The sequence below is a fragment of the Prauserella halophila genome (assembly GCF_024171895.1).
GTDB lineage: Bacteria > Actinomycetota > Actinomycetes > Mycobacteriales > Pseudonocardiaceae > Prauserella > Prauserella halophila.
Genome location: NZ_JAMTCQ010000009.1, coordinates 858223 through 876906, shown reverse-complemented (window position 1 = coordinate 876906; position 18684 = coordinate 858223). Strand labels below are relative to the sequence as shown.

Sequence of the window (18684 nt, the reverse complement as noted above, 5' to 3'; positions counted from 1 at the left end):
CGCGGGTCAGCGAGCCGCGAAGCGGTGGGCTCGTTCGACGAGTTCGAGGACCTCGACCGCGTCGTTCGGATCGACCGGCACCTCACCGGTGGTGCCCGCGATGGCCTCCGCGAGCCGCGCATAGAACCCGCCGTAGTCACCGCGCCGGGGTTCGACGCGGTGCGGCTCGCCGCGCGTGCCGACGGTCGCCCACTGCTCCTCGTCACGGACACCCAACCCGGCGTCACCGGGCTTCGCTCCCCCGCGCAGCGCGTCCTCCTGCGGGTCCAGACCCCAGATCGTGAACGCACCACGCGAACCCAGCACGTGGAACCGCGGCGCAGGCAACGCGGCGAACCCGGACATGATCAGCCGCGACCGGGTGCCGCTCGCGTGCCGCAGCACGACCATCGAATCGTCGTCGGCCTCGTCCGATCCCCGCGTGATCACGTCGGCCCACAGGTCCTCGACCGGCCCGAACAACTGCACCGCCTGATCGATCAGATGCGTGCCCAGGTCGAACAGGATGCCGCCGCCCTCGGCGACACTCGCGCTCGCCTTCCAGCCGCGCCCGCCCTCGGGCTTCCACCACTCGAACCGCGACTCGAAACTGTGCACCTCACCCAGCTCACCCGCGGCCACGAGTTCCCGCAGCGTCAGGAAATCCCCGTCCCAACGCCGGTTCTGATACACCGTCAGGATCCGCCCGGCCCGGCGCGCACGCTCGATCAGCGCGCGACCCTGCTCGCTCGTCGTCGCGAACGGCTTGTCGACAACGACGTGCACACCCGCATCCAGCGCCTGCGCCGCGATATCGGCGTGCGTCGCCGGCGGCGTCCCGATCACCACGAGGTCCACTTCGGACGCCCGCTGCCACAGCGCGGCCGGGTCCGGCAGCACCGTCACACCGGGATAGGACTCACGCGCCTCCTGCGCGCGCTCCTCGTTCCCCGTGAGGATGTAGTCGAGCGAGTACGCGTCGTCGTGATGCACGAACGGTGCGTGGAAGACGCGGCCTGCGAGTCCGAAACCGATGACGGCCGTGCGTACGGTCATTGCCCCACCTTGCTGTTGCGACTACTGCTGGTCTCGACAACTTCCGTTGCGACCACTGCATTCTCGGCCACTGCCGTCGCGACCACTACCGCTGGCTCGAACGTTCCCGAGTGGTGCCGGCGAGGCGGCTCCTGCGGCGCTCCACCCGACACCGCCCGACCCCGCCCCACACTGCCCACACTGCCCACACCGGCCGCCGATGGTACGCCCGAGCCGTCGCCGGCGAACATCACCGGCGACGCAGGCCGGGCTCAGCCGAACACATTGATGCCGTAGACGGCGAGCACGCCGCACACCAGGCCCCACAGGACGATCGAGATGACCTGCCACAGGATCACCCGGTTCCGGACGGCGCCGAACGAGACGATGAGCGCCGACGTGATCTGACTGGGCAGAACCAGTTGACCGAGCAGGCTCACCCCGACCACGCCGTACTTGTCGAACCGTTCCTTGACCTTCTGCTTCCGCGGCGACAACGAGTCCTCCTCGCGGCCGGCCATGACGCGACCGCGCACCGCGTGCGCACCGAACACGAACGCGAGCATCGAGACGACGTTGCCCCCGATCGCCACCGGGATCGCCACGAACGGCGACAGGCCCGACAACACCCCGATGATCGACCCGAGGTACGACTCGACGAACGGGATCGCCCCGAGCACCATGATTCCCACCCAGTGGAGGAACCACGGAAGGGACAGGGCCCACTCCTGCACACTGCTGATCATGTCTTCCCTCGACGCCTCTCGTCCCCGGACACACGTGCGGTGACCATTACACCTCGAAGCCCGCCGACCGTGACGGGAAACCGACGAGCTTCTCCGCGACCTCGCGGGCACGGTCCTGCACCGGCACCCGCAGGCAGCGGGCACCCGGACCTCGTCATGCCGGCACCGGAGCGGACGTGTCCGTACGAGCCCGGCGCAGCAGGACGAACGCTTGCACCGCGGTCAGCACCAAAAGCACGGCGCCGGCCACCGCACTGATCCGCATGCCCGAGACGAACGCCTCCCGCGCCGCGTCGAGCAGCACCTCGGCCTGCTCCGGTGGGAGCCCTCGCGCCGCGGCGACGGCGCCGCCGAGTGTCTCGCGCGCGGCGTCTCCCGCGCCGGCAGGCACACCGGAGTGGTAGACCGACATCGCCACGCTGCCGAGTACTGCCGCACCCAGCGCACCGCCGAGTTCGAATCCGGTCTCGGAGATGGCCGCCGCCGACCCCGCCCGCTCCGGCGGAGCGGTCGAGACGATGAGGTCGTTCGTGAGCACCTCCGACAGCGGCACGCCGAACCCGACGAGCACGAGCGCCGCCACGACGATCGCGGGTCCGGCACCGCCGCCCGTGACGGCGACGAGCACGAACCCCGCCGCGGCGAGCAGCAGCCCCGCGCCGATCAGCTGCGGCACCGCCACGTGCCGGGCCAGCCGCGGCACGAGCAGCGAGCCCGCGACGCCTGCCACGGTCATCGGCAGCATCCACAACGCCGCCGTGAGCGGCCGCATCCCGAGTACGAGCTGGAGATACTGCGGAATCAGCAACAGCAGCCCCGCCATCGCGAACACGCCCAGCATGTTGGTGCCGACCGACACGCTGAACTCGGGCTTGGCCAGCAGCCGCAGGTCGACCATCGGGGCGGAGAGGATGCGCTGCCTGCGCACGAAGGCCAGGCCGAACACGATCCCGAGTCCGCCCGCCACGAGCGGCTCCCACCCGGGGCCGTGCTTGGCGATGTCCTTGATCCCGTAGACGACCGGCAGCACGGTGGCCAGTGAGAGCAGCGCCGACGGCAGGTCGAACCGGCCCGGCGCGGGATCGCGCGCCTCCGGCAGCAGGAACGGCCCGACGAGCAGCAGCACGGCCATCACCGGCACGTTGACGAGAAACACCGAGCCCCACCAGAAGTGCTCGAGCAACCAGCCGCCGACCACCGGCCCCAGCGCCATCCCGCCGGAGAAGCCCGTACCCCACACCGCGATCGCGAGCCTGCGCTGCCCGGGGTCGACGAACATCGTGCGGATGAGCGACAACGTCGAGGGCATCAAGGTGGCCCCGCCGATGCCCAGCAGCGCCCGTGCGGCGATCAGCATCGCGGGACTCGCCGCGAAGGCCGCGAACGCCGAGGCCGCACCGAACAACGCCGCACCCGTCAACAACAGCCTGCGCCTGCCGATGCGGTCGCCGACCGAACCCATCAACACCAGCAGCCCCGCGAGCACGAACGAGTAGATGTCGACGATCCACAGCTGCTGCGCACCCGTGGGCGCGAGGTCCTCGCTCAGGTAGGGCAAGGCGAACCCGAGCACCGTCATGTCCACGCTGATGAGCAGCACCGGCAGCACCAGCACGCCGAGCGCGACCCACTCGCGCCTACCCACCCTGTCCACGTCTCCTCCGATTTCTGAACCGTCCAGCCGGTATAGTTTGCCGATCGAATCCGAAACTAGACCGTCTGGACGGTTCAGTCAAGGCGGTACAGTGGTCAGCCATGGGACGACCATCCGCACGCGAACAGGTTCTCGACGCTTACGAAGACCTGCTGATCGAGAAGGGCCTTGCCGCCGTCACGCTCGACGCCGTCGCAGCGAAAGCGGACGTGTCCAAGGGCGGCCTGCTCTACCACTTCCAATCGAAGGACGCCCTGCTCGACGGTCTCGTCGACCGGCTCCTCGAACGCACGCGCCAGGACCTGGACCACGCCAGGACCGCGCCCGAAGGCATGGTGCGGTATCTGCTGTCGTCGGCCGTGACCGACGCGGACATGGCCAAGCCCGCCCACCGGACGTCCGTGGCGGCCCTTCGCCTGCTCGGCAGCGAACCGAAAGTCGACGAAGCCCTCGCCACGTCGTTTCGCATGTGGACGAACCTGGCCCACGAGTACGTGGCCGACCCGCTGACCGCCGAGCTGATCGGCCTGATCGGCGACGGGCTCTACCTGCGCGCCACCATCATGGGCCGCGACCTGCGGACGCCCGTCCTCGACGACCTCCCCACGGTGTTCCGGCGCCTCGGCATGGCGGACAACGGCATCGCGGACAACGGGGGCTCGGCGGGCGGCGACGCCCCTGCCGACACCGAGGCCCCGTCGGACACCGAGGCCCCGTCGGACACCGAACGGCCCTGACGACACCGGCGCGGCCCCGACGGCACCGGTGGGCCCGCACGACTCAGTAGCGCAGCAGGGCTCCGACACCGTCGTCGACGGTGACCCCGTCGACGACCAGCACGTCGGCACCGCCTGCCACCGCGGCTGCGGGCAGTGCCTCGTCGGCACGCCGCTCGGTGGTCTTCACGTTCGATTCGGACAGCTCGCCGTCGTCGATACCGACCCGGAGCGGGTCCCCGCCGGTCACGACGGTGCGGTCACCGAGTCCGTCCCGGTCGATCAGCAACGTCGCCACGCGCCCGTCACGCAGCGCGGACGTCACGTCGCGCAACCCGGCCGCAGCCTCGCCGTCCCGGCCCGTCGCGGCACGGAACCGCCGCACGACGCCGTCGCGATCCTCTGCCTGCTGCCGGGCGACGAGCTCGGCCAGCCACGCCTCGTGCTCGGCGAGGTCCGGTTCCCCGTCGCGGTGGCCCGCATCGTGCTCGACGGCGATCTCCTCGCAGCGCGGTGAGAGCTCGGCACGCAGCGCCGACCGCGTCTGCGCCTCACCGGCGAAGGCCAGCAACCGAGCACTGACCTTCTGGGCGAGCTGGTCCGCCTCGTCGGCGATGTCGCGCACATTGCGTTTGACCGTCTCCTCCGCGTGCTGGTGAATCCGCCGGTGCGACCAGCCACCGCCACGCGGTTTGTGGACGTGGTGCTCCTCGCCGCTGACGTCCTCGGTCGACACGGGATCGCCGTGGCCGTCGACCGCGCGCAGGGTGGCGCCGGTGCGGTCGGCGACGACCGCCACGTACGGCACCGGCCGGTCCGTGCTCGCCAGCAACGGCAGGACGTAGGGCACCTCGGTCCAGCGCACGTCGCTTGATTCCGTGCCGGCCGTCGACGGCAGCCATTCGTTCACCAGCAGCCCGCCGTGGGAGGCGACGAGCGCCCTGGTCGCCGTTCCGACCGGCGGGCTCTGCTGCTCGACGGCGGCAGCCATCGCATCGACCGTCGACTCGTCGGCTCCCTGCCTGAGCAGCTCCTCGCGCACCGACCGCCACTGCAGGCGGGTCCGTTCGGCCGAGTCCTCGGTGTCGTGCGTGACGTCGAAGTACGCACAGGCGAACGGTCCCTCGGCGGCCAGTACGTCGCGCAGCTCGCTGCGGTGCATCATCAGCCCTCCATCGTGCAGGTGGCGGCGGCGTTCGGATCGCATCGGCAACGGACCCGCCACCCGGGTAGCCCCGCACGCGCCGTGTTTAACGTGACGCTGCACCCGAGATCGGGCGTAGCGGATTCGGGGCCGGGAACGACGTTGCCCCGGCCGGGAGCTCGTCCCGGCCGGGGCAACGGTTCGTCGGTCCTCGCCGGTCAGTCCGACGCCGCCGACCACGCGCGCGAGAGCTTGATCTTGCCACCGGTCTGCAGCAGCGAGCCCGAGTAGAGCCGGGTGGCCACTGCGGTGATCAGCACGACCATGACGGCCATCAGGCCCAGCGACACGAACGGTTCCCAGACCTGGGCCTCACCGGTGAACAGGCGCACCGGCATCGCGATCGCGGCCGAGAACGGCACGTAGGACAGCACGGCCATGGCGGTCGCATTGCCGGCCAGGAAGATGACGGCCATGTACGGGCCGAACACCAGCATCATGACCAGGCCCATCGTCGAGCCCAGATCCTCCTGACGACTCACCAGCGACCCCGCGACCGCCCACATCGAGGCCAGCAGCAGGAACGCGAGGACGAGGAACGGCACGTACCAGCCGAGCGCGGGCAGGATGACCTCGAGCAGGGCCTCGTTGCCACCGGCCTGCAGCGCGATCGGCGCCGCGATGGCCAGCACCGCCACCTGGCCGACGGTGAGCATCGTGTGCCCCACGATCTTGCCGGCCAGCAACGACTTCACCGGCAGCGTCGACACCAGGATCTCGACGACCCGGGTCTGCTTCTCGGTGACCGTGCTCTGCGCGATCGCGGTGCCGCTCATGGCGAAGAGCATGAACACCAGCGCGAACACCATGATGACGAGTTGTTTCTCGCCCTCACTCACCTCGCCTGGTTCGAGCAGGTCCACCGGTGGCGGCGAACCCAGCGAAGCCATGAGGTCGCTCGGCGGGCTCTCGAGAGCGACGACCTGGACTCCCGTCGCCGACTGCCCCGTCGTGTCCGGTACGACCGCCGCCGCTACCGTTTCGCTGCGGACGAGTTCCTCCGCGACGGCGGGGTCGGTGGTGCGCTCGATGTCGAAGGGGCCGGCCTCGAGTGTCTGCGCCACGTCGGAGCCGGCGACGGCGATCTTCGTGTCCCCACCGCCGAGCACGTTCGGCAGGATCGACGCCGCGAACAGGCCGATCACGATCGTCGCGAGCCCGATCCAGAAACCCTTCATCTGCAGGAACGCCTTGAGCTCGCGTTCCGCGACGAGCCACGTGGCCTGCACGAAGCTCAGGCCGCCGTCGTTGTTGCGAGACTCCACGGAGGTCCGCTCCTCGACGCTGGTCATCAGATCGCCTCCTTGAAGATCTCGTTGAGCGACGGCACGACGGGCGTGAACGCACGCACCTCGCCGCGGCGCATCGCCTCCTGCAGGATGCGCTGGTCCAGCGCCTCGCCACCGGCCCGGAAACCGTCGGCGGATGCGGATTCGAACACCGCCCGCGGACCGTCCACGCTGGTCACCTTGATACCCGGAACATCGCGCAACCACCCGGCGTCCGAGCCGACGACCAGCTCGTACCGCGGCGTGCCGTAACGCTCCTTGATCTCGTCCCGCTCACCGCTGGCCCTGATCTGGCCCTCGGAGATGATCACCAGGTCGTCGCACAGCTGCTCGACGACGCTGAGCTGGTGGCTCGAGAACAGCACCGGCGCCCCGTCGGCCGCGCGCTGGCGCAGCACCCGCAGCACCGTGTCGACCGCGATCGGGTCCAGGCCCGAGAACGGCTCGTCGAGGATCAGCAGCTCCGGGTCGTGCACCAGCGACGCGGCGATCTGCGCACGCTGCTGGTTGCCGAGCGAGAGCGCCTCGAGCTTGTCGTTGGCACGCGTGCTCAGGTCGAGCTCCTCGAGCAGGCGCTCGGTACTCGCCGCCGCGTTCGCCGCAGACATGCCGTGCAGCCTGCCGAGCCACTGGATCTGGTCCGCGACCTTCATCTTCGGGTACAGGCCGCGTTCCTCCGGCATGTAGCCGAACCGCTGGCGCAACGCCTGCGTGACCGGCTGCCCGTTCCACGACACCGAGCCCGCATCGGCCTTCAGAACCCCCAGGATGATCCGCATCATGGTGGTCTTACCGGCGCCGTTGGCCCCCAGAAACCCCGTCATTCGGCCGGGCTTGACGTCGAACGACACCGAGTCGAGCACCCGGTGGTCGCCGAAGCTCCGGCTGACGCCATTCACCTTCAACATACGAGCAGCCTAGGAGCACGGGCGGCGCCGCGCGTCAGGCGTGCGATGTATCCGGGCGGTCGACCGCGCGACCGATCCCACTGCCGGTGCCGGCGCTCACGCCGTGCCGGGGGCGACGATCCCGTTCTCGTAGGCGAACACCACGGCGTGGGTCCGGTCGCGCAGGTCGAGTTTCGTCAGCACGCGCGACACGTGCGTCTTCACCGTCGCCTCGCTGACCACGAACCGTTCGGAGATCTCCCCGTTGGAGGCACCGCGCGCCAGCATGACCAGCACCTCGTACTCACGTTCGGTCAGCACGTCGGGTCTGATCGCAGGGACCGGCGGTGCGGAAGGTCCGCTGAACCGCGCGATGACCCGCCGGGTGACCTCGGGCGACAGCAGTGCGTCCCCGCGCGCGACGATCCGCACCGATTCGACGAGGTCCTCCGGCGACGCGTTCTTCAGCAGGAATCCGCTCGCTCCCGCCTGCAGCGCCTCGAAGAGATAGTCCTCCCGGTCGAAGGTCGTGAGGATGACGACCTTCGTCGAGCCGGCCGCGGCCGCCTGCCGGTTCAGGATCCGGCGGGTCGCCTCGAGCCCGTCGACACCGGGCATCTGCACGTCCATCAGCACCACGTCGGGACACACGTCCCCGACCAGGCGGACGGCCTCCAGGCCGTCACCCGCCTCACCGACGACCGTCACATCCGGCTCGGCTCCGAGGATGACCCGGAACCCGGCCCGCACCAGATCCTGGTCGTCCACCAGCACGACACGCAACGACTCGGTCACCCGGCCTCCTCCTGTGTGTTGCGGCCTCCCGGCCGGGGACCGAGCGGCATGCTCGCCCATACGCGGTATCCCCGCCCGCCGTTGCGCGGTCCCACTTCGAGCTCGCCGCCGTGCACGGCCACCCGCTCCCGCATCCCGACCTGGCCGAGACCGCTGCCGGCCACCGAGGACCGACCGTATCCGTCGTCGACGACCTCGACCTCGAGCGCGCTCGCCAGATACCGCACCCGTACGTCGACCTGTTCGGCCCCGGAGTGTTTGGCCACGTTGGTCAGCGCCTCCTGCACGACGCGGTAGGCCGACAGCGCCAGCGCGTCCGGGACCGCCCGTTCCTCGCCGTACACCCCGTGGTGAGCCTCGACGCCGGTCGCGTCCATTCCGGATACGAGTTCGGGGATGTCGTTCAATCCCGGGGATGCGGCGCGCTCGCCCGGTCCGCCATCGCCGCTCACCACGGCCGTGGTGCCGCCGCCGGCGCCACCGGCCGCGTCTCCCGCAGTGGCCGCGTCTCCCGCAGTGGCGGCGTCGGTAGTGGCACCGTCGGCAGCGGCGACGTTCGCACCGCCCACCGCACTGGCCTCCCCGTCGCCCGCGGCACCGCCGGGCTCCGGATCCGCCCGCAGGACGCCCAGCAGTCCGCGCAGTTCACCGATCGCCGACCGGGCGGTCTCCTCCACCGTCTGCAGCGCCTCGCCTGCCAGCGCGGGGTCGCGGTCGAGCATGCGGCGTGCGGCACCCGCCTGCACCCCCATCACCGACACGCTGTGCGCCACGACGTCGTGCAGGTCCCGCGCGATCCGGACCCGTTCGGCGACGAGCGCACCGCGGAGGTTCTCCTCCTGCGACCGGCGCAGCTGTTCGTTGCGTTGCTCCAGCTCGGCCCTGCGGCGCGCCGTCTCCCAGGCCATGTTCCCGAAGAAGTACGCGGCGGCGAAGAACACGCCGTTGAACAGCAGGGTGTAGACCACCGAGGCGACGACCGGATCGAACGGCCCTCGTGCACCGGGGAAATCGGGGAGGTTCTCGGCCATCGCCCCGACGAACGAGGCGACCAGCCACAGGAACATCGCGATGATCACCGCGAGCCGCGACCAGCGAGCGAGTCTGCGGTTGCGCTCCCACGCGCCCACGCTGTAGCTCGCGAGGAACACGCACACCGACGGCACGGTGTTGTCACCGATCTGGCGCGCCTGCGCAGCGATGAACACCGCCCCGACGAACAGCAGCACCACGACGGGGAACCGCCGCCTCGCCACGAGCGGAAGCGACAGCGCCGTGCCCCATACCAGCTGTTCCCCCAGCGACGGCGCGGTCCCGAAGGCCTGGGCGCCCATGCCGTTGACCGCCAGCACGGCGATCACCATGCCGGCGAACACCCCGGCCGTGATCACCACGTCCGAACGCTGGATCGCGGGGTCCGGGCGAGGTCTGCGCCACTCGCTCCACGCCGCTGTGCGGCGCACGACGCCGAAGCCGGTACCGGATGTCATGCCCGGTACCGTATCCCGCTCCCTGCGGACCTCCGACGCCTGCGAGTCCTGCGCGTCAACGACTCCGCCGGGTGAACGCCGCGCGACCCAGTGACCACACGGTGTCGATCACGACGACGAGCGTCCAGATCCGGCCGGCGTTCAGCAGCCAGTGCCCGCCTGCGCGATGTGCCCGGGTCTTCTCTTTCGCGCGGAGCCGGTCGGGGGGCAGACTGGACCAGCACCTACTCGACAGTAGACAATGGGAGGTTCAACGGTGTCCCTCGCGAAAATGGCCGTGCGCTGGGGCGTGACCCATGCGATGCCCCGCGCCGCACTCCGCCGCGCCGCAGACACAGGAGATCTGCAGGCGAGGCTGTTCACCGAATCCGCCGAGACGCCGACCCTGGACCTGACCGGGCTCTTCGACGAGATCCACGCTCGCGGGCCGATCATCCGCGGGAAATACTCCTACCTCGTCTCGCACCACTCCGTCGTCCGCGACGTGCTGACCTCGCAGGACGTGCGCGCCGGCGTCGACAACGCCGACGGCGTGCTCGGCAGGCTGGGCACGTGGTCGGTCTCGAATCATCTGCACCCGGTGGAACCGCCCTCACTGCTGGCCACCGAGCCGCCGGAGCACACGCGCTACCGCAAGCTCGTCACCCGGGTGTTCACCGCCCGCGCCGTGGAGAACCTGCGCACTCGCACCGAGGAGATCGCCGCCGACCTGCTCGACGCGCTCGAACAGCGGGCGCGCGCAGGCGAGGAGGTCGACCTGGTCCAGGCCTACTGCAGCCTGCTGCCGGTGACCGTGATCGCCGAGATCCTCGGGGTCCCCGATCACGAACGGCACAAGGTCCTCACCCTCGGCACCGCAGCCGCACCGAGCCTCGACCTGGGCATGCCGTGGCGGCAGTTCCGCGACACCGACCGCGCGCTGGGCGAGTTCGACGCCTGGCTCGGCGACCACCTCGCCGCGCTGAAGGAGAACCCCGGCGACAACCTGCTGAGCAAGCTCGTTGCGGCCCGTGAGGACGGCGTCGGCCTCAACGACAAGGAACTCCGCGCAACGGCAGGGCTCGTGCTGGCGGCCGGGTTCGAGACGACCGTCAACCTGCTCGGCAACGGCATCGCGCTACTGCGGGAACACCCCGAGCAGCTCGACAAGGTGCGGCAGGATCCGTCGCTGTGGGCGGGCACGGTCGACGAGGTCCTGCGGTTCGACCCACCCGTACTGCTGACCGGGCGGACGACCGTGCGCGACACCGAGATCGCAGGCAAGCCGGTGCGCGCCGGGTCGCTCGTGACGACACTACTGGCGGGTGCCAACCGGGATCCCGGCGTCTTCGACGACCCGCACACGTTCGACGTGACCCGGCCGAACGCTCGTGAGCACATCGCGTTCTCCTCCGGCAGGCACTACTGCCTCGGCGCGGCGCTGGCCCGGATGGAGGGCGAGATCGGCCTTCGCGCGCTGTTCGACCGCTTCCCGGACCTGTCACTGCGTCCCGGTGCCGCACACCGCCCCACTCGCATCCTGCGCGGCTACGAGAAGCTGCCTGCCCGGCTGACCTGAGGTTCCACCGCGCGCCACCCGTTCGGTCGATATTGACATGCATAGTTGTCAGTTGGATGCTGACCCTCGTCGCCCAAGATCAGGTGCGGCATCAGCGGTCAGCGCGAGGAGGCGCCGATGGGGCAGGAACGCGGACGATTCGGCCGCCGGGAACGGACCATCGCGGGCACGGTCGTCACGATCACCGGCGGCGCGCGCGGCATCGGTGCGGCGGCGGCGACGGCACTGGCCGAGACCGGCGCCACGGTCGCGGTCGCGGACCTGGAACCGGCTGCACTGCCGGAACGGCTGCGTGAGCACCCCCGGGTACACTGCTGGCGGGTCGACGTCACCGACCCCGCCGCGTACACCCGGTTCCTCGACGCCGCGGAAGACACCCTCGGACCGGCCGACGTGGTGATCAACAACGCCGGGATCATGCCACTCGGCCGCATCGACGACGAACCCGACGAGGTCACCGCGAAACAGCTGGCGATCAACCTGCACGCGGTGATCCACGGCAGCCGCGAGGCCGTGCGGCGGATGCGGGCACGCGGTCGTGGCCACATCATCAACCTCGCGTCCGAGGCGGGCAAGGTCGGCTTCGAGGGCGCGGCGACCTACTGCGCCACGAAACACGGCGTCGTCGGCTTCTCCGGCGCCGTACGCGCGGAACTGCACCGCACGGGTGTCGACATATCGGTCGTCATGCCCTCGGTCGTGCGTACCGAACTGGCGGCCGGTCTCGGCGAGTCGCGCGCGATCCGTTCGGTGACACCGGAGGAGGTCGCGGCCGCCATCCTGGCGACGATCCGCAAGCCGCGGTTCGACGTCTACGTGCCGCGCGATCTGGTGGTGGCCAACGTCCTCGGCGCACTGCTGCCGCGGCGGGTCTCCGACGCCCTGTTGCGCGCCAGTGGCGCCCATCGCGTGCTCGGCGCCGCCGATCACACCGCCCGCAAGGAGTACGAGACCCGCGCGGTCGGCGCGGCGCGGGACGCGGGCCACTGACCCGGCCACGACCGCGCACCCATCGCGCGATCACACCTCCATCACAGTTCATCCATTGTGGACGCCGCGGGAGCGGCGGCCACGGAATCCCCTCTTCGACGGGACGTTCACATGGTTTCACTACTGGAACGCACGAACCGGGCGGCACGCGAGCGGCTCTCGTCCGTGCTCGCCGCACCCGCGCCGAAAGCGGTCGACGACGCCTGGCTGCGCGCGACCCGCGGCCGGGTCGGCTCCCTGGCACCGCCACCGGCCGACAGCGACCTGAAACCGGTCCGCGGGGACCACGGTCCACCGCTCGTCGGCCACACGCTCAGCTACATCAGGTTCGGCAACGAGTTCCTGCGGGACCGCTACGAACGGTTCGGTCCGGTGTCGTGGATGGGCTCGGTCGGCCCCGAAGTGGTGACCGTCGGCGGGCCCGATGCCACCCAGCAGGTTCTCGTCAACAAGGACAAGGCCTTCTCCCAGGAGGGCTGGACCCAGCTGATCGACGATTTCTTCCACCGCGGACTGATGCTCCTCGACTTCGACGAGCACCGCATGCACCGCCGGATCATGCAGTCCGCTTTCACGCGTGACCGGTTGACCGGCTACGTCGACCAGCTGGGTCCGTCGGTGCGGGCGAGAGTTCCACAGTGGACCGCCGACCGTCCGGTGCGCATCTATTGGCTGCTCAAGCAACTGACGCTCGACGTGGCGACGCAGGTCTTCATGGGCGGCCGCGGCGGCGACGAGAACCTCGACGAGATCAACCGGGCCTTCGTCGCAGCCGTGCGCGCGGCGACGTCGATCGTGCGGTACCCGCTGCCGGGCACCCGGTTCCGCGCGGGTGTACAGGGCCGCAGGACCCTGGAACACTACTTTCGCAGGCATCTGCCCGCGGCGCGGGAATCCGGCGGCTCGGACCTGTTCGCCGGACTCTGCCAAGCGGCCGCCGACGACGGCGAACGGTTCAGCGACGACGACGTCGTCAACCACATGATCTTCCTGATGATGGCCGCGCACGACACCTCGACGATCACCACCAGCGCCGCGGCGCACTACCTCGGCAAACATCCGGAGTGGCAGCAGCGCGCCCGCGAGGAGTCCCTCGCGCTCGGCGACGACGTCCCCGACATCCACGCGCTGGAAAGCCTCACCACACTGGATCTGATCATCAAGGAGTCGCTGCGGCTCGTGGCGCCGGTGCCGACACTGATGCGGATGACCGTGAAGCCCACCGAGATCGCGGGCCACCACGTCCCCGCCGGGACCGCTGTCGTCGCGGCGCCGGGCGTGAACCACTTCGACTCCGGCATCTGGACCGACCCGGACCGGTTCGACCCGGACCGCTTCTCCGAGTCCCGCCGAGAGGACGCCGGGCACCGGTTCGCGTGGATCCCGTTCGGCGGCGGGGTGCACAAGTGCATCGGACTGCACTTCGGCACGCTCGAAGTGAAGGCGATTCTCCACGAGATGTTGCGCACCTACACGTGGTCGGTGCCGGACGGGGTGCACCCGCGTTGGGACAACACCTCGCTGCCGGTGCCCGCCGACGGTTTGCCGATGCACCTGCACCGCCGCTGACGGGCCGTCAGCGGGGCCCCGGCCGGTCCGGGATGACCTTGCCGGGGTTGAGGATCCCGTGCGGGTCGAGCGCGGTCTTGACCGCCCGGTGCATGGCGACGACCTCACCGTCCAGCTCCGAGCCGAGACCGTCCTTCTTCAGCAGCCCGACGCCGTGTTCACCGGTGACGGTGCCGCCGAGTTCGAGGGCGTCGCGGATGATGTCGTGGAACGCCTCCTGTGCTCGCTCCCGGGCCGCGTCGTCCCCGGGAGGTGTGCTCAGCAGCGGATGCAGGTTGCCGTCGCCCGCGTGCGCGATGTTGGCGATACGGGTGTCGTGCCGCGTCGCGGCCGCCTCGATCCGGGCCAGCATCTCCGGCACGGCCACCTTCGGCACGCACACGTCCTCGGTGAGCAGCGGACCGAGCCGTTCCAGCGCCGGGTAGGCCAGGCGGCGGGCCGCGAACAGCGCGTCGGCCTCCTCCTGATCCGTCGACCGCGCCGCCCACGTGGCACCGCCCTGCTCGAAGCAGGCCAGCATGCGGTCCGCCTCCTGTTCCCCCGCCGGGCCCGGCGCGTCCGTCCGGCCGAGCAACACGATGTCGGCCTCGACCGACAGCCCCATGTTCTTCCACGCGTCGACGGCGGCGAGGCAGTGCCGGTCGACCAGTTCCAGCGCGGACGGCGTGATGCCCGCATCGGCGACCGCGGCGACGGCGCGTCCCGCGTCGATGATCGACGAGAAGTACCCGGCCACGGTGTGCTCCGGATCGCGCAGCGGCCGCAGCTTCACCGTCACCTCGGTGACGACACCGAGCGTGCCCTCCGAGCCGACCATCAAACCGGCGAGGTCGTACCCGGCGACGCCCTTCGCGGTGCGCCTGCCGAGCCGCACCAGCTCCCCGGTTCCGGTGACGACCTGCATCCCGAGGACGTAGTCGCGGGTCACGCCGTACTTGACGCAGCAGAGCCCGCCCGCGTTGGTGGCGACGTTGCCGCCGATGGTCGACCACGAGGAGCTGGCGGGGTCCGGCGGATACCACAGGCCGCGGTCGGCGCACGCCGCGCGCAGATCGTCGTTGACGACGCCCGGCTCGACGACGGCGAGGCGCTCGGACTCGTCGATCTCCCGCACCGCCGTCATCAACTCGGTCGACAGCAGCACGCACCCGTCGACGGCGTTCGCCCCACCGGACAGTCCCGTGCCCGCACCCCGCGTGACCAGCGGAGTTCCGTGCGCCAGGCAAGCGCGGACGACGGTCTGGACCTCTTCGGCGCTGCGCGGCCGCACGACAACGTCCGGTTTGCCGCGCGGCGCCCATTCGGCCTCGTCGTGGACGTAACCGGCGACGACGTCGGGGTCGTCCACGAGCCGGTCGGCTGGCAGGTCACGGCGCAGGTTCCCGAGCAGCATGATCCCCACGATAGTGCGACACGCGCCGCCCGGGGCCGATCGGTGACATCGGAGTCATCGGAGTCATCACCGCATCCCTTCACGGGTACCGCGTCATCGGACGGCCCGAGGCCGACTGGGGTTCCGCGAGCGCATCCCGGGCGTCACGGCCAGCGCGATCACCGTGGCCAGCACCAGCGCCGCGGGCAGACCCCCGATCGCCCACGCGGCGAACAGCACCAGGCCTGCCAATTCGGTGCCGACACCCGCGATGGACGTGACCGTCGCCCGCGCGCCGGCCGCGATGCGGTCCTGCAACCGCGACTCGGCCACGACGAGCACCGCGCGGTACAGCGCGTAGAACCCCGCGACGAGGGCGAGCCCCGCAGGCCGGGCCCACAGGTGAGCGAGGGCCAACAGTGCGACGCCGGTCAGCAGCAGCGGCGTGACCCAGGTGTCGCGGACCCGGCCTGCGAGCAGAGCTCCCGCGGCACCGGAGAGTGGGATGCCGAGGATGGCCAGGGGAACCCAGTTCGGCGGGACGTGCCAGTCCTCGGCGAGCAGACCGAAGTACTCCTCGATGTTGTCGAACGACGTCAGCAGGGCCACGGCGATCACCGCGGTCCGCACACCGGGTGTGCGGACCGCGGTGGCGATGCCGGACCGCAGAGTGGCGACATACCCGCTCTCCGCCGGTTCGCCGGAGACAACTGAGGCGGGCGAACCGGCCTCGTCGGATCCACCGGCCGCCGCATCGGGTTCGCCCGCCGCATCGGGTTCGCCTGCCGAATCGGCTTCGGTGCCGCCACGGGAGGATTCGGGGAGGCGGGCGGCCAGCACGGCCGCGCCGAGGCAGGTGGCGACGCTGACCCAGCCGACCAGTTCGAACCCGCCGAGGGGCAGCAGCACGGTCGCCCCGACGGCGGCGGGAACCTGCGCCAGCAGTTCACACGCGTCGAGCCGGCCGTAGATCCGGCGGAACCGCTCGGGTTCGCCCAGGTCGACGAGGCTGTCGTAGAGCCACGCCTCGACGGCACCGGAGACGAGTGTGCCGCCGATGCCCCACAGCACGAAACCGGCCGCGAACGCGGGGAACCCGGGAAGCGCCGTCCACAGCACGTAGGCCAGCGCCTGGGCCACGCCGCCCGCGGCCATGGAGCCGGTGCGCGAGAAGCGATCGGCGAGCGCGCCGGTGGGCACCTCGGCGACGACGCTGGTCAGCGACCAGACGGCCAGCAGCGCGGAGATCTCCGCGTCGGACAGGCCGTGGGCGCGGAACAACAGCGCGTAGAGCGGATACAGCGGCACCGCGTCCGCGAGCACCGCCCAGGCGCAGGCGCGCCGGGACAGCCGTGCGACGGGATCGCCGCGGCGGTCCGCAGCGTGTCGTTTCGCAGCGCTTTGGTTCGCAGCGCTTTGGTTCGCAGCGCTTTGGTTCGCAGCGCTTTGGTTCGCAGCGCTTTGGCTCGCAGAGTGTCACGGTGGAGACATGCCTCACACGATACCGGCGGCCTGCCGGGCGCGACAGGCCTTTTACAACCGGCTACCGCGTCGGGTGGGCACCGCCGTCGAGGTGGAGGTTCTGGCCGGTGATGTGCTGCGCGCGCGAGGAGAGCAGGAACTCGGTGAGGCCCACGACGTCGTCGGGAACTCCGGTCCTGCCGAGTGTGGTGCCGGCACGCAGCTCCGCTTCCCGTTCGGGGGTCATGGTCCCGGCGAAGAACTCGGTCTCGGCGATGTAGCCGGGTGAGATGCAGTTGACCCGGACACCGCGCGGCCCCAGCGACGCGGCCAGCCCGAGCGCGTAGGAGGCGACCGCGGCCTTGGCCGGCCCGTAGTAGCCCACGCCGTGTTCCGCGGCGATCGAGCCGAAGAGCACGATCGAAGCACCAGCGGTCAGGTGCCCGGACAGCGCGGAGACGGCCAGGGCCGCCGACGTGACATTGCTGTCGAGGGTTTCCCGCACCAGATCGGCTTCGGCCTCCAACGTCGACGCCTCCGGTCCGCCGATGGCCGGGTTGCCGCCCGCGCAGTGGACGAGGCCGTCGACATCGGTGTCGACCGCCGCGGCGAGTGTCCGGGCACCGTCCGGTGTCGACAGGTCGCAGCGCACGGTCCGCACTGCGCCGCCGGTGTCACCGGCGACGTCGTCGAGCGGCGCGCGTCGGCGCCCGGCGACGAGGACGTCCTCGCCCCGGCTCTGCAGTGACAGCGCGACGGCCCGGCCGATTCCGGTTCCACCTCCGGTGACGATGTACACGAGCTCTCCTTTAGGTCTAAACGTTGGGATACGTTAAGACCTTAATGTAAGCTCGTGGCCGTGAGCAAACAGGATCGAGCGGCACAGATCATGGCCGCGTGGAGCCGGGAGCGGCCCGACCTCGACCCGTCGTCGATCGCGGTCGTGACGCGGATCTGGCACCTGGCCCACGCGTTCGGCATCGAACGGCGACAGTTGCTGAGCCGGCAGGGCATCGACCCCGCACTGATGGACCTGCTCGGCACACTGCGCCGGAGCGGAGCGCCGTACGCACTGACCACGCGGCAGCTCGCCGAGTTCGACGGCGTGACACCCGCCGCGATCTCCCAGCGGCTGACCCGGGCGGAACGTCAAGGCTGGGTGTCCCGCGAACCCGGTGAGGACCGCAGCGTCCTCGTGCACCTCACCGACTCCGGGCGCCGGATCGTCGACGACACGGCGGGCGAGATCTTCGCCCACGAGGACCGGCTACTGGCCGTCCTCGACGAGTCCGATCGCGACACCCTCGCGGACCTGCTCCACACGCTGTGCCTGGCACACACCGGGGACGTGCCGGTCGACCACGTCGGCAGCGGCGGGCCGGACCCCGGGACGTGACAGGCGGCGCGGTATGACAGGCGGCGCGGTGTGACAGGGGCGCAGCGTGACAGGGGCGCCGCGTGACAGGAGCCCGCAGAACGCGCGGCGTGCGACGGGTGGCGCGGACTACCGGGTGATGCCGGCGATAGCGCGGACCACGGCGATGCACTGGTCCTCGACGTAGTCCATCTCCGCCTCGGCGGCAATGGCGCGCGCCTCGGCCGACACGATGTCCTGCTGCAGCCACAGCGACTTCGCCCCGATCGCCGCGGCGCCACGGGCGACCTCGGCCGCCTCGCCGGACGGGCGGAACACGTCGACGATGTCCACCGGCTCCGGGACGTCGGCCAGGGAGCGGTACACCCGCTCGCCCAGCAGCACGTCGGCCGACGGATGCACGGGGATCACCCGGAACCCCGCGGACTGCATCGCCGCGGGCACCGAATGCGCGGACTTCGCGGGGTCCCTGCTCAGGCCCACCACGGCGATCGTCGTGGCCTCGGACAACACCCGCTCAGCGGTGGCAGCGTCGCTCATGTGCTCAGCGTACGTGGCGTGCGG

General features: G+C 70.7%; 17 protein-coding genes. 5 read left to right on the top strand and 12 right to left on the bottom strand.

Features of this window, described 5'->3' with window-relative positions:
* Window positions 1-6: 6 nt before the first annotated feature.
* The 3 genes from LY41_RS10275 to LY41_RS10265 form a co-directional block, all read right to left on the bottom strand.
* Window positions 7-1035 carry a Gfo/Idh/MocA family protein gene (locus tag LY41_RS10275; RefSeq protein WP_253863639.1) on the bottom strand — a complete coding sequence of 343 codons (1029 nt, stop codon included), beginning with the start codon at window positions 1033-1035 and terminating at the stop codon, window positions 7-9.
* A 251-nt stretch (window positions 1036-1286) separates the two neighbouring features.
* Window positions 1287-1760, bottom strand: a complete 474-nt coding sequence (locus LY41_RS10270; protein ID WP_253863638.1) for a hypothetical protein — start codon at window positions 1758-1760, stop codon at window positions 1287-1289.
* A gap of 154 nt (window positions 1761-1914) precedes the next feature.
* Window positions 1915-3414 carry an MFS transporter gene (locus LY41_RS10265; protein WP_253863637.1) on the bottom strand — a complete coding sequence of 500 codons (1500 nt, stop codon included), beginning with the start codon at window positions 3412-3414 and terminating at the stop codon, window positions 1915-1917.
* A gap of 101 nt (window positions 3415-3515) precedes the next feature.
* Between LY41_RS10265 and LY41_RS10260 the strand changes: the two genes are divergently transcribed.
* On the top strand, window positions 3516-4151 hold the full coding sequence (locus LY41_RS10260) for a TetR/AcrR family transcriptional regulator (protein WP_308292226.1): 636 nt from the start codon (window positions 3516-3518) through the stop codon (window positions 4149-4151).
* A gap of 43 nt (window positions 4152-4194) precedes the next feature.
* On the opposite strand, the gene LY41_RS10255 is transcribed toward LY41_RS10260, so the two are convergent.
* The 5 genes from LY41_RS10255 to LY41_RS10235 form a co-directional block, all read right to left on the bottom strand.
* Window positions 4195-5295, bottom strand: a complete 1101-nt coding sequence (locus tag LY41_RS10255; RefSeq protein ID WP_253863636.1) for an Rv2629 family ribosome hibernation factor — start codon at window positions 5293-5295, stop codon at window positions 4195-4197.
* Window positions 5296-5492: 197 nt separating this feature from the next.
* Window positions 5493-6626 carry an ABC transporter permease gene (locus LY41_RS10250; RefSeq protein WP_253863635.1) on the bottom strand — a complete coding sequence of 378 codons (1134 nt, stop codon included), beginning with the start codon at window positions 6624-6626 and terminating at the stop codon, window positions 5493-5495.
* Window positions 6626-7531, bottom strand: coding sequence for an ABC transporter ATP-binding protein (locus LY41_RS10245; RefSeq protein ID WP_253863634.1), 906 nt, complete (start codon window positions 7529-7531; stop codon window positions 6626-6628). The genes LY41_RS10250 and LY41_RS10245 overlap by 1 nt, the downstream gene beginning before the upstream one ends.
* Window positions 7532-7627: 96 nt before the next feature.
* Window positions 7628-8305 (bottom strand): response regulator, encoded by a 678-nt coding sequence (locus LY41_RS10240; protein WP_253863633.1) that lies wholly within the window; start codon window positions 8303-8305, stop codon window positions 7628-7630.
* Window positions 8302-9795, bottom strand: a complete 1494-nt coding sequence (locus LY41_RS10235; protein WP_253863632.1) for a sensor histidine kinase — start codon at window positions 9793-9795, stop codon at window positions 8302-8304. Before LY41_RS10235 ends, LY41_RS10240 begins: the two co-directional genes overlap by 4 nt.
* 241 nt (window positions 9796-10036) lie before the next feature.
* Between LY41_RS10235 and LY41_RS10230 the strand changes: the two genes are divergently transcribed.
* The 3 genes from LY41_RS10230 to LY41_RS10220 all read left to right on the top strand — a co-directional run bounded on the left by LY41_RS10230 (window position 10037) and on the right by LY41_RS10220 (window position 13912).
* On the top strand, window positions 10037-11353 hold the full coding sequence (locus tag LY41_RS10230; protein ID WP_253863630.1) for a cytochrome P450: 1317 nt from the start codon (window positions 10037-10039) through the stop codon (window positions 11351-11353).
* 117 nt (window positions 11354-11470) lie between these two features.
* A complete protein-coding gene (locus LY41_RS10225) occupies window positions 11471-12343 on the top strand; it encodes an SDR family NAD(P)-dependent oxidoreductase (RefSeq protein WP_253863629.1) in 873 nt (290 codons plus the stop codon).
* Window positions 12344-12454: 111 nt separating this feature from the next.
* Entirely contained in the window at window positions 12455-13912 is a 1458-nt protein-coding gene (locus LY41_RS10220; RefSeq protein WP_253863628.1) for a cytochrome P450, read from the top strand.
* 7 nt (window positions 13913-13919) lie between these two features.
* Here LY41_RS10220 and LY41_RS10215 read toward each other — a convergent pair whose 3' ends face one another.
* From LY41_RS10215 to LY41_RS10205, 3 genes are all read right to left on the bottom strand, one after another.
* Complete coding sequence (locus LY41_RS10215; protein ID WP_253863627.1) at window positions 13920-15305, bottom strand: FAD-binding oxidoreductase; 1386 nt, start codon at window positions 15303-15305, stop codon at window positions 13920-13922.
* A 93-nt stretch (window positions 15306-15398) separates the two neighbouring features.
* Complete coding sequence (locus LY41_RS10210; protein WP_253863626.1) at window positions 15399-16607, bottom strand: MFS transporter; 1209 nt, start codon at window positions 16605-16607, stop codon at window positions 15399-15401.
* A gap of 220 nt (window positions 16608-16827) precedes the next feature.
* Window positions 16828-17544 carry an SDR family NAD(P)-dependent oxidoreductase gene (locus LY41_RS10205; RefSeq protein WP_253863625.1) on the bottom strand — a complete coding sequence of 239 codons (717 nt, stop codon included), beginning with the start codon at window positions 17542-17544 and terminating at the stop codon, window positions 16828-16830.
* A 60-nt stretch (window positions 17545-17604) separates the two neighbouring features.
* On the opposite strand from LY41_RS10205, the gene LY41_RS10200 reads away from it, so the two are divergent.
* On the top strand, window positions 17605-18141 hold the full coding sequence (locus tag LY41_RS10200) for a MarR family winged helix-turn-helix transcriptional regulator (RefSeq protein WP_253863624.1): 537 nt from the start codon (window positions 17605-17607) through the stop codon (window positions 18139-18141).
* A 108-nt stretch (window positions 18142-18249) separates the two neighbouring features.
* Here LY41_RS10200 and LY41_RS10195 read toward each other — a convergent pair whose 3' ends face one another.
* A complete protein-coding gene (locus LY41_RS10195; RefSeq protein WP_253863623.1) occupies window positions 18250-18660 on the bottom strand; it encodes a CoA-binding protein in 411 nt (136 codons plus the stop codon).
* Window positions 18661-18684: the final 24 nt, after the last annotated feature.